This window comes from Pseudomonas sp. J380, from assembly GCF_009827115.1.
Lineage (GTDB): Bacteria > Pseudomonadota > Gammaproteobacteria > Pseudomonadales > Pseudomonadaceae > Aquipseudomonas > Aquipseudomonas paracarnis.
Genome location: NZ_CP043060.1, coordinates 1,671,369 through 1,682,851, shown reverse-complemented (window position 1 = coordinate 1,682,851; position 11,483 = coordinate 1,671,369). Strand labels below are relative to the sequence as shown.

Here is an 11,483-nt window from a genome sequence, read left to right as displayed (position 1 = left end):
AGGAGCGAGCTTGCTCGCGAAAAACGTCAACGATAATGTGTGCTTCCTGAATGAGCGCGGCGCCTGTGAGTTTTTCGCGAGCAAGCTCGCTCCTACAAAATGCCTTAACTGAACGGCATTAGAGCTTGCCTGCGATAGCCATGGGTATCTATACAACTCTGTAGCGCTCAATGGTAACCACGATGCGAAGCGAGCCGCTCAGGCGGCCCCCAAATCACTGGCGGATTACGGGCACACCGCGCCTGGGCGAGGTGCCGAGTGGTGGGGCAAGAGCGTTTTGCTTGCTTTTGCGCTGTTCAAAAGGGAGCCGCCGTCAGGGCGGAACCCTAGGTGGCCGTTACCGCAGGAACGGATATGTACCCAATCCAACTGTGTTGACTGTCAGGTCGCCTTCGCGAGCAAGCCCGCTCCCACAGTTGGATCGCGGGGCGCCAGGTAAATAAGCGTCGGCTGTCAGGCCGCCACGGGTCCAGCCTAACCTCGAAGTTGTGTAGATGCTTAGGCTGCGATAACGGTGGGTCAATCAACATCTGATGATCAGAATAACGATGACCCATTATATAAGCTGGATTTAAATATACCGTTCAGGCGCGCTTTTAGGACCACTCCTATAGACGCTTTGTCTGTTGGCTTATTAAAGCCAGCCCACTATGGTGGGGGGCTTTGTTTGTTGCTTTTAATCGCCTGTTTATAAGGTAATTTGCCCGGGTTATTTGTTTTTCAGAGCACTCCTATTTTGAAAATTAAGTGCGCTGCTTACACTTCACTTCGCAACAACGCAGAAGTATTTCCCGTCCAGGGAACTTCAAAACTTAATCAAGTCTATCGTGCTCTCGGAGTTACTCATGAATTACAAAGCTCGCGCCCTCGCTGTACTGGTCGCTGCCACCGTCTCTTCTGCTGCCATGGCTTCGGACGGCAAAATTGATTTCAACGGTGAGCTGAAAGCCGAAACCTGCCAAGTGGCCGTCAATGGTGCAGCAGCTTCCGGCGCGACCACCGTCACCTTGCCAACCATCTCCACCGCTTCCTTGGCTTCCGCCGGGCAAGTAGCTGGCCAGACCGGTTTCAACATCGAACTGAGCAAGTGCTCTGCTGCGATCAAAACCGCGGCGGCGTTCTTTGAGTCGGGCGGTGGTGTTGATCCGGCCAGCGGTAATGTGAAGAACATCAGCGGTTCAGCCACCAAGGTTCAACTGCAGTTGGTGGATGCCACCAATGGCAACGCGATCAAGGCCGGCAACACGTCTCAGGTTACCTCCACCAGCCGCGTAACTGTTGACCCAACTGCCCTGACCGCTGTGCTGCCGTACGCCGTTCAGTACTACGCCCAGTCGGCTACCACGCCGGGCACCGTTGTGGGCTCCGTGACTTACTCCATCAATTATCAGTAAGTCGCAGGCTTTGGACACACGCCCTGCTCGGTATTGAAGGGCGTGCATCCAGACGGTAAAGGGATTGCTCTATGTCGTGCACACGTGCATTCAAACCACTGCTGCTGATCGGCCTGGCCACACTGATGTGTTCCCATGCATTCGCTGCAGTGGTGATTACCGGTACGCGCCTGGTCTATCCGGCGGACCAGAAAGAAATCACCGTAAAACTGAACAATAACGGCACGTTGCCCGCACTGGTCCAATCATGGATCGACACCGGCAGCGTCGAATCGACACCCACCAGCTCCAAGGCGCCGTTCCTATTGTCGCCCCCGGTGGCGCGCATTGACCCGACCAAGGGCCAAAGCTTGCGAGTGCTCTTTACCGGCGCGCCTTTGGCGCAGGACAAAGAGTCGGTGTTCTGGCTCAACGTTCTCGAAATCCCGCCCAAACCCGAGGCGGGTGCAGACCTTAATACGCTGCAAATGGCTTTCCGTTCGCGCATCAAGCTGTTCTATCGCCCGGTCGGCTTGCCTGGAAATCCCAATGAGGCGGTTGAGCAGGTGCAGTGGCAATTGGTTACGGCACGCGATGGCCAAGGCCTGGCGCTGAAGGCGTACAACCCGTCGGCGTTCCACGTCTCGCTGATCGAGTTGGACCTGGTGGCGGGTAACCAACGCTATCGCAGTGAGGACGGCATGGTCGGCCCTGGAGAAACCCGGCAGTTCGCGCTGCCCACGCTCAAGGCCAGGCCGTCGAGCCAGGCCCAGGTGGAATTCAGCGCCATCAACGATTACGGCGCGTTGGTCCCGACCCACAACACGCTGCAGCCCTGATCCATTCCTGACGTTTTTAACCGCGAGTCATCTATGTCGACCTTTTCTTGCTCCAGGCTTTTTCTGCGGGCGCGGCCTCGCTTCGCCTTGAATCCGCTCACTGCCCTGATCCTCAAGGCATTGGCCATTGCTCCAGGCGTGTGGGGCATGCAAGGCGCACTGGCGCAAGAAGTGCAGTTTAATGACGCCTTCCTGCCCGAAGACTCGCGCAATCTTGACCTGAGTGCCTACCAGGCCGGCAACCCGGTGATGCCAGGCCAATACCGAGCCGACATCATCCTCAACGGGCAACTGAACAACCGGCAGGATATTCGCATTGACGCCCAGGCCGACGGCAGCAAGCCGGTGGTGTGTATGAACCGTGGCTTGCTTGAGCGCCAGGGTGTGCAAATGGCCAGCCTTACGCCCGAGGCCAGCACGATGCTCGACAGTCAGGCGTGCCCGGCAGTGGGGCAGGTAATCCCTGGCGCTACCGCGAACTTCTCCCCAGAGAACCAGGCGCTGGACTTGAGCATTCCCCAGGTGGCGCTCAAGCGTAATGCGCGGGGTTACGTCAGCCCGCAGTTGTGGGACCGTGGCGTGACGGCCGCCATGCTCAGCTACAACTTCAACGCCAATCGTAACCGCACCCGCAGTGGCAACTCCGATTCGGCGTTCATGGGCCTCAACGCGGGCCTGAACCTGGGGGACTGGCGCCTGCGCCACAACGCGTCCATGAGCTGGCAGTCACGTTTGGGCAGCCGGTACCAGGCTCTGGACACATACGCCCAGCGTGATATCACCGCGTTGAAAAGCCAACTGACGGTGGGTGAGTCCAACACCACCGGCGAGATCTTCGACACCTTGTCCTACCGCGGTGTGCAACTGTCCACTGACGACCGCATGCTGCCCGATTCGATGCGCGGGTATGCGCCGGTCATCCGGGGTATTGCCCGCACCAATGCGCGGGTAACCATTCGCCAGGCCGGCAATATCTTGCTGGAAACCACCGTGGCGCCCGGCGCGTTCGTGATCGATGACCTGTACTCCACCGGCTATGGTGGCGACCTCAGCGTGAGCGTGGCCGAAGCCGACGGCACTGAGCAGAACTTTATCGTGCCCTACGCCTCGGTCAGCCAGTTGCTGCGCCCCGGCACCTCGCGGTTCAGCCTCACTGCGGGTGAAACCCGCAACAACTTCGTCGACGATCAGGCGCGCCTGCTGCAAGGGACTGTGCAGTACGGCTTGAACAATACCTTCACCGGTTTTGCCGGTCTGCAATCGAGCGATGACTACACGGCGGTGCTCACCGGCCTGGCGTTCGGCACACCCATCGGTGCGATGGCCGTGGACATCACGCACGCCCAGACCGACCTGGCCGGCGGCGCTGCCAAGGGCCAGAGCATGCGGGTGTCGTACAGCAAGAATGTGCTCAGTACCGGCAGTAACTTCTCGCTGGCAGCCTATCGGTTTTCCACTCAGGACTACCTGGATTTCAGCAACGCCATCCAACTGCTGGATGCCGAGAAAAATGGCTGGGATTCGAGCATGTTCGGTCGCCCGCGCAGCCGTTTTTCGGTGACCGCCGACCAGAACCTTGGGGCTTGGGGGCAAGTCTCCATCAGCGGTTACGCGCAAAACTACTGGAATCAGCCGGGCAGTGATGTGCAGTACCAGTTCAGCTACAGCAAGCAGTTCAACCGCGTCAGCTTCAGTGTGAATGCCAACCGCAGCCGCATGGGGCTGGGCGACATGGAGAACAGCTTTTTGCTGACCATGAGCATGCCCCTGGATTTCGGCGCGTCGGGTAACACTCCGCAAATAACCGCGCAGGTGGGCCGCGATACCCAAGGCAATTACAGTGAGCAGGCCGGTATCAGCGGCACCGCCGGCCAAGACCGTCAATATGGCTATAGCGCCAATTTCGGCCATGACGGCGCCAACCACAGCAAGAGCGCCGCGCTTAACGGTCAGTACACGGGTGGGCGAGCCATGCTCAGTGCGGCACTGGGGCGTGGCGATGGCTATACCAGCGCCTCGATGGGCGCCAGCGGCACCGTGGTGGCCCATGCAGAGGGCGTGACCATGACGCCGTACCGCGGCGAAACCATGGCGGTGGTCAGTGCGCCGGGTGCCGCGGGCGCCAAGGTTTCGGGGTACCCCGGCCTGACGCTCGACAGTCGCGGCAATGCCGTGGTGCCGTACCTGCGGCCTTATGAGCTGAACGAGGTGGCCATCGACCCGATTGGCAGTTCGCTGGATGTCGAACTCAACGAGACCAGCCAACAAGTCGCCCCACGCGCTGGCGCCGTGGTGCATCTTAAATACACCACTAATCAGGGCCGTGCGGTGCTGCTCAATGTGCGCCTGGACGATGGCAGCAGCTTGCCATTTGGCGCAGGCGTGACCGACGGCGAAGGCGCCTCGGTGGGGATGGTCGGGCAGGGCGGTCTGCTCTATGCCCGGATCAAGCCAGAAACCCGCCAGTTGTTGATCAACTGGGGCAGCAAGACCCATCAACAGTGTGCCCTGATGATTCCTCCCGGCCCCGGCGAGGGCCAGCAATTGCAGCAGGTGGACGCTATTTGCGCCGCCGGCAAACAGGTCGCGGGCAGCACGCCGCCCAACAACATGCAAAAGGTACCGTTATGAACATGGGCGCTTTGATCAAACCCAGCCTAGCGCTGGCGGCACTTTGGGCGATGGCCGATACGGCCATGGCAGTGACCTGTACATATAACAACGGTATCCAGGCCGCAGTGGGCAACATGCCATTGCAGGTCTCGGCGATTACCGTCGGACGTGATGTGCCGGTGGGCGCCGAAGTCTATCGACAGCGCTTCAGCATGGCCTTGGGCCAGGCACCCGAGCTGGACTGCCGGTTTGCTCCGTTTCAACAGTGGACCGAGTTGACGGTCGAGGCGACTTCTGGCTCAGCCAATTGGTCCAGCGGCCCCTATGCCAACAAGGTCTACAGAACCCGAATTCCAGGGCTGGGGGTGGTTATCAATAGTCTCGGCGGCGTGTTGCCCAGGCAAACCAACAAATCCTGGACTGCCTGCACATCGGGCTCTCGCTGCCTGATTCCGTTTGATGGACCTTCGAACTTCGAATTGATACTGATCAAACTAGGGGAAGTAACGCCAGGTGTATTGGCGGGCAGCTCATTGCCGGTCGTGAGCCTGTTTGGCAACTTCGGCGATGCCAGGATGCAGGGTTTCAGGATGGGCATCTCCGGCAGTATCCAGATTGTCTCGCGCACCTGCAGTACGCCGGATGTTTCAGTGCCGATGGGGACGCACTTGACCAATAAGTTCACCGGGCTTAACAGCGCCACAGGGTGGACAGATTTTTCCATCAACTTGAATGATTGCCCGGCGTTCCATGGCACCTATTCCACCACCGGACCTGGCTGGCTTTCGCAAAGTGGTAATTCACCCACCGGCGTTGGCTCCGGCGGAACCCTAGCGGGTAACACCCTGCAATTTCGCATCGACTCCTCGCGCCCGGCGATCAATGCCAGTACGGGCGTGCTGAGCATTGATCCCACAGGCACAGGTAATTCGCCTGCCGCAAGCGGAGTCGGCATCCAAGTAGCGACACTAGACAGTACCCCGGTACCCCTGGGGATGAATCGGGCCAGCGGTATTAACCCACTGTCCTTCGAGTCCAGCTACAACATCCGCTTGCGTGCCCGTTATCTGCAAACCGCCAACCGAGTCACGCCAGGCCCGGCCAATGCGTCGGCGACGTTTACGATTATTTATCAGTGATGAATATGTCACTTATGTTCTGTGCGTTTGGTTTGAAGGGGCAGCCAGGCTGCCCCTCCCACCGTTACTCAAGAACCCGACTTCCGACCGACGCCATGGCTGTGCTGCCCACCTTTACGGCCGGCTTCCGAGGCTTTTTCACGGTCGTTGGCGAAGTTCCCGCCCGACGCTTGGCCGCCTTTTTTACCGGCTTCGGAGGCTTTTTCGCGATCATTGGCAAAGTTGCCCGGGTTTTTATTACCTGTAGTCATGATAGTTCTCCAGTCGCTAAGTTTGCGTTTCGTTAGTTGGCCGTTTCGCAACGGACACTTATTCCGATATTGGCTTTTTGAAAAATGTTTTACCGATTTTTCTAACCGGCGACGAACGGTAATTTCGCTGAAAAAGTTATACAGAAACTTGGTTGATGCGCCGCTTCGTATAACTTTTATTGCCGGCCAGCGCTTTGATATTAATCAGATCGAAACTGCTGGTTTAGTTAACGGTCCTGCCATTCGTCTTTTTCGTCGCACTCCAAAAAAGGGTGTGGTTCCAACGAGGTTCCTAACCTGTGAACGGGAGCTTTTCAGCCATGAAACACAACCCATCCAACCCACAGTACCGGCCGCTCGAGCATCCAGACGCACCCAATGAAGACGGTTGCGTCATCGGCACTGCCGGGCGCGACGAAGACCCCAACGCGACCACCGATTGGGACCATCCCGACAGCGCCGCAACGCCCGCTGACGCCAGCATCAAGCCCGCCAACGGTACGCCCGGCATCGACGCCGTGCCCGAGTCGGAAAACCACGGCGCCGATTGAGAGAACTGCGCTACAAGTGCCGTTTCGCTTGGCCTGCAGCGCATTACCGCTGGTCGTGAGGCGTCGGTTTATTTTGAAATTTTCCACGCGCAGGCCACTTCCCATGCAAGGTAGGCGCGCATTCCAGCAGGGCGCCTTTTTCCGTAAGCCTGAGGAGATTTGTTCATGTTTCTACATAACAAGCGACTTCAATACACCGTCCGCGTCGCCGAGCCCAATCCGGGCCTGGCCAACCTTTTGCTCGAGCAGTTTGGCGGCGCCCAAGGTGAGTTGGCCGCCGCGTCCCGTTACTTCACCCAAGCCTTGGCGGAAGACGATCCGGGGCGCAAAGATTTGCTGATGGACATCGCCACCGAAGAACTCAGCCATCTGGAGATCGTCGGCTCCATCATCGTCATGCTCAACAAGGGCGCCAAGGGGCGAATGGCCGAAGGCGTGGAAGAGGAGGGCGAGTTGTATCGTGCCCTCAATGGCGCCGGCAATGACTCGCATATCACCAGCCTGCTGTACGGGGCGGGTTCGCCTTTGACCAACTCTGCCGGCGTGCCGTGGACCGCCGCCTACATCGACACTATTGGTGAACCCACCGCAGACATGCGCTCGAATATCGCCGCCGAAGCCCGGGCCAAAATTGTCTATGAGCGGTTGATGAACGTCACTGATGACGCGGGTGTAAAAGATGCGCTGGGGTTTTTGATGACGCGGGAAATCGCTCACCAGATATCCTTCGAAAAAGCGCTGCATGCGATCCAGCCGAATTTTCCCCAGGGCAAGTTGCCGGGCAAACCGGAGTTCACGCAGGTGTACTTCAACATGTCCCAAGGCGCGGAGAACCTGCGCGGGCCCTGGAACCAGGGTGACGGTTGGGAGTTTGTGGAAAACCCACAACCGGCGGTCGATGGCGGTGACGGCACCGCCAGCGTGCAGTTGGACGCCGACGATGAAGCGGTGCTGAGCGCGATGAAAATCCGCACGCTCTCGGACCCCACCAGCGACCCCACCACCGGCGCTGACCTGGGGGCGGGCCTCAAGCCCAAGCCCGACCTTTGATTGAGAACAGCCGCACGCTGAAGGGCGTGCGGTGCTTTCGACTTTCTTGACGAGGACAACGACATGGCAACCCCACAGGAAAACCTGCTCGACTGGCTACGTGATGCCCATGCGATGGAGCAACAGGCCGAGAAAATGCTCAAGGCACAGTCCGAGCGCCTGGAGAATTACCCCCAACTAAAGGCGCGAATCGACGAGCACATTGAGGAAACCCTTGGGCAGCAGCAACTGATTGACGAATGCCTGACGCGTTTGGGAGGCAGTGCTTCGACCCTTAAAGACGTGGGCGGCAAGCTGATGGCTTTCGGTCAGGCGGTCGGTGGCTCGCTGATGAGTGACGAGGTGATCAAGGGCGCGATGGCCGGCTACGTGTTTGAAAATATGGAAGTGGCCAGCTACACGGTGCTCATCGCGGCCGCGAAGGCAGCGGGTGACGCCGAGACACAAGCGGCGTGCGAAAAGATTCTACCCCAGGAAGTCGCCATGGCTCAGTGGTTGCTCGAGCACTTGCCAGAGCTTACGCAAGCGTTTTTGCAACGCTCTGAGGCGCCTGACACACAAGCCAAGCGTTAATGACACGTGCGGTGCCCTTGGGGGGCGCCGCGTCCGCTCGGCACAAGATGGCACTGCGCAGCGTTTTCACGGTCCATGGAACACGTACCACGTATCTGGAGGTGAACCTTGGCGACAAAGAAGAAGCCTGTGGTCGACGGTATGGAATTGGCAATGCTGTCTGCCAGCCGCAAAGACCTGTTCTTTGCGGCCATGCAAGCCAGCCACAGTGCAATGATCGTGACCGACCCCGCGGGGCCTGATAATCCGATCATCTTTGCCAACCAGGCGTTCCTGACCCTGACAGGCTTTGAACTGGACGAAGTGATCGGACGTAATTGCAGGTTCTTGCAGGGGCCTCAAACCGACAAAAACGCGCTGCACCAGGTGCAGCGCGCGGTTGAGCAGCACCATGAGGCCTGTGTCGAGGTGCTCAACTACCGCAAGGATGGCTCGACCTTCTGGAACGAGCTGTTCATTTCGCCGTTGTTCAACGAACGTGGGCAACTGGTGTATTTTTTCGCATCGCAGCTGGACGTGAGCCGGCGTCACGATGCCGAACAGCGCGTGCGTCGCGCACAAGACCTGGAAGCGCTGGGGCAACTGACCGGTGGCATTGCCCATGACTTCAATAACCTGCTGCAAGTGATGATGGGTTATCTCGACTTGATCCAGCAGAGCGCCAAGCGCCCCGGTAGCGATCCGCAGCGCATCGTCAACAGTGCCAGCCGTGCCAGGGCAGCGGCGGAAAAAGCTCAGACCCTGACCCAGCAGTTGCTGGCGTTTTCGCGCAAGCAACGGCTCGACAGTCGGGTGATCAACTTGAACAGCTTGCTCAGCCGCCCCGAATTCATGGCACGTGCGCTGCAGGGCGTCGAGTTGCATGTAGAACTTGCCGACGATTTGTGGAACTGCCGCATCGACCCTGTCCAGGCGGAGCTGGCAGTGCAGCACCTGTTATCCAATGCCCAGGATGCTTTGCGCGGGCGTGCGGACCCAGCGGTAACCGTCCAGACCTGCAACGTCCAGGTACCGGGCGATGTCGGTGCCGAGCGTGATGGGTTGACCGAGGGCTGTTACGTGAGCATTTCGGTCTCGGATAACGGCAACGGCATCGACGCAGGTATTCAGGACAAAGTCATGCAGCCGTTCTTCACCACCAAGGAAGAAGGCCAGGGCTCGGGCCTGGGGTTGTCGATGGTGTACGGCTTCGTCAAGCAATCGGGCGGCACGGCGCGGATTCATTCAGACCCGGGCATCGGTACGACGATTCGCTTGTACTTTCCTGCAGATGACAGCCAGCTGTGGGTCGAGCAGCCCCCCACAGCCATCTCACCGCAAGGTAACGAACGCATCCTGATCGTGGAGGACCGGCCCGAGGTGGCCGAGTTGGCGCAGGTCATTCTGTCTGACTACGGTTACCACACGGACATCGCCCTCAATGCCGCCGAGGCGTTGGGCATGCTCAAGCAGGCGACGTATGACCTGGTGTTCAGTGACTTGATCATGCCCGGCGCGATGAATGGCGCAGCGTTGGCGCGGGAGGTGTCGCGCTTGTATCCGCACATCAGGATCTTGCTGACTACCGGCTATGCGAAAGACGCATTGGCCCGCGCGGAGATAGAGGTGCATGAGTTCGAGTTGATTCCCAAGCCGTATCAGCCTGCTGATTTGCCGCGCAAAATCCGGGCGGTGCTCGATGCCTGATCGAGCAGGCCAATGCGCTCAAAATGTGGGAGCGGGCTTGCCCCAATGCCATTCAGTTAAGCGCAATCCCCTGTGGGAGCTGGCTTGCCTGCGATAGCGGCGGGTCAGTCAACATCAATGTTGGGTGGGCCGACGTCTTCGCGGGCAAGCCCGCTCCCACAGGAGATCTTTGTTGCTTTGAGCATTGCATCCCTCGAGGGCGCCGCCCACAAAGCTACCTCAGCACCGCCAGCGCCAGGTCAAGCGCCAGCACCAACACAATCGAAAACCCGAATATCCTGCGTGCCCAGCCGGTCGGGTCAGCGAGGCGTGTACCGCTGGCCGCGAGAGTTAGCCAATAACCCCCCAGCCCGAGCATCACTACGAAATACAACGCCGCCATCTGCGCCACCGCGCCTAGCATCAGGGCGCTGGCGAGGAAGGCCAGCATGTACGCCTGGATCTGCCGATGGGCTTGGGCCAGGCTCAACAGCGGCAGGCCTGCGGCGCGGAAATCCTCGCGGCGCATCACGGTGATGGCGTGTGAATGCGGCATCTGCCAACAACAGAACACCGCGATCAGTAGCATGGCCGTGAGGTCAAACCGCCCGGTGACCGCGCAATAGCCGATCACCGGTGGCATCGCCCCGGAGACGCTGCCGATCAAGGTGGCCCAGTGGGAGCGTCGCTTGAGCCAGTAGGTGTAGACCCCCGCATAGATCACCAGCCCGACCATTGCCAGCCCACACGCCAGCGCATTGCTGCCGGCCCACAGCAAGCCAAAACCGCAGGTGCCCAGGACGATCCCATAGCCTGCGGCAGTGGACACGCTGATGGTGCGCAGTGCCAATGGCCGATGACAGGTGCGCACCATGCGCCGGTCGATGTCGCGGTCAATGCAGTTGTTGATGACACAGCCGCAACCGATCACCAGGGCCGTGCCGAGCAGTGTGGCAAGCCCGTGCGTCACCGTGGCCACATGCCCGCTGGCGGCGAGCAGGTAACCGCCCAGCACCGACGCCAGGTTGCCGACAATAATGCCCGGCTTGGTGAGCTCGATAGCGGTATTGAACAGCCCCCGCCAGTGTTTCAGTGCGCCAGCATGTTGTGATGAATACTGTCCATGATCCATAACGAAAGCCCCACCAACAGAAGAATGATGACCGCCGAGAAAATCAGCGCAATCAGGTTCCAGCGTTGTTCTTCGGCCGTGTCCAGGTGCAGGAAGAACTTGAGGTGGACCACGATTTGTATCGCGCCCAACGCCACTACCAACCAGGCGGTGACGGTGCGCGGCAGTGACGGGAACATCACCAGGGCGAACGGAATCAGGGTGAGCAGTACTGACACCAGGAACCCGACCAGATAGGAGCGACTGCTGCCATGGCTGGTACCGGCACTGCTGTGAAGCGAGCTTTGCTTGTACATG

11 protein-coding genes are annotated in these 11,483 nt (G+C 59.3%); 8 read left to right on the top strand and 3 right to left on the bottom strand.

What is annotated here, in order from left to right; translation table 11 throughout:
* The first annotated feature begins 845 nt into the window (after nucleotides 1-845).
* From FXO12_RS07400 to FXO12_RS07385, 4 genes are all read left to right on the top strand, one after another.
* The gene (locus FXO12_RS07400; protein ID WP_003190448.1) at nucleotides 846-1,394 is read left to right on the top strand and encodes a fimbrial protein; all 549 of its coding nucleotides are present in this window, start codon (nucleotides 846-848) and stop codon (nucleotides 1,392-1,394) included.
* Between the two features lie 71 nt (nucleotides 1,395-1,465).
* Nucleotides 1,466-2,212: a molecular chaperone gene (locus FXO12_RS07395; protein WP_054895706.1), complete on the top strand. Its 747-nt coding sequence runs from the start codon at nucleotides 1,466-1,468 to the stop codon at nucleotides 2,210-2,212.
* Nucleotides 2,213-2,245: 33 nt separating this feature from the next.
* A complete protein-coding gene (locus FXO12_RS07390) occupies nucleotides 2,246-4,843 on the top strand; it encodes a fimbria/pilus outer membrane usher protein (protein WP_044273270.1) in 2,598 nt (865 codons plus the stop codon).
* Between the two features lie 2 nt (nucleotides 4,844-4,845).
* On the top strand, nucleotides 4,846-5,964 hold the full coding sequence (locus FXO12_RS07385; RefSeq protein WP_232458754.1) for a fimbrial protein: 1,119 nt from the start codon (nucleotides 4,846-4,848) through the stop codon (nucleotides 5,962-5,964).
* Nucleotides 5,965-6,032: 68 nt separating this feature from the next.
* Here the strand turns inward: FXO12_RS07385 and FXO12_RS07380 are convergent, their stop codons facing one another.
* Nucleotides 6,033-6,215, bottom strand: a complete 183-nt coding sequence (locus tag FXO12_RS07380; RefSeq protein WP_057978068.1) for a general stress protein — start codon at nucleotides 6,213-6,215, stop codon at nucleotides 6,033-6,035.
* Nucleotides 6,216-6,535: 320 nt separating this feature from the next.
* On the opposite strand from FXO12_RS07380, the gene FXO12_RS07375 reads away from it, so the two are divergent.
* The 4 genes from FXO12_RS07375 to FXO12_RS07360 all read left to right on the top strand — a co-directional run bounded on the left by FXO12_RS07375 (nucleotide 6,536) and on the right by FXO12_RS07360 (nucleotide 10,075).
* Nucleotides 6,536-6,766: a hypothetical protein gene (locus FXO12_RS07375; RefSeq protein ID WP_054895704.1), complete on the top strand. Its 231-nt coding sequence runs from the start codon at nucleotides 6,536-6,538 to the stop codon at nucleotides 6,764-6,766.
* Between the two features lie 165 nt (nucleotides 6,767-6,931).
* A complete protein-coding gene (locus tag FXO12_RS07370) occupies nucleotides 6,932-7,816 on the top strand; it encodes a manganese catalase family protein (RefSeq protein WP_057978066.1) in 885 nt (294 codons plus the stop codon).
* Between the two features lie 63 nt (nucleotides 7,817-7,879).
* Nucleotides 7,880-8,389, top strand: coding sequence for a ferritin-like domain-containing protein (locus FXO12_RS07365; RefSeq protein WP_019821478.1), 510 nt, complete (start codon nucleotides 7,880-7,882; stop codon nucleotides 8,387-8,389).
* Between the two features lie 153 nt (nucleotides 8,390-8,542).
* Entirely contained in the window at nucleotides 8,543-10,075 is a 1,533-nt protein-coding gene (locus tag FXO12_RS07360) for a histidine kinase famiy protein (protein WP_232458755.1), read from the top strand.
* Between the two features lie 214 nt (nucleotides 10,076-10,289).
* Here the strand turns inward: FXO12_RS07360 and cyoE are convergent, their stop codons facing one another.
* A complete protein-coding gene (cyoE, locus tag FXO12_RS07355; RefSeq protein WP_057978064.1) occupies nucleotides 10,290-11,186 on the bottom strand; it encodes a heme o synthase in 897 nt (298 codons plus the stop codon).
* Nucleotides 11,144-11,482 (bottom strand): cytochrome o ubiquinol oxidase subunit IV, encoded by a 339-nt coding sequence (cyoD, locus tag FXO12_RS07350; protein WP_034127103.1) that lies wholly within the window; start codon nucleotides 11,480-11,482, stop codon nucleotides 11,144-11,146. Before cyoD ends, cyoE begins: the two co-directional genes overlap by 43 nt.
* Between the last annotated feature and the right edge of the window lies 1 nt (nucleotide 11,483).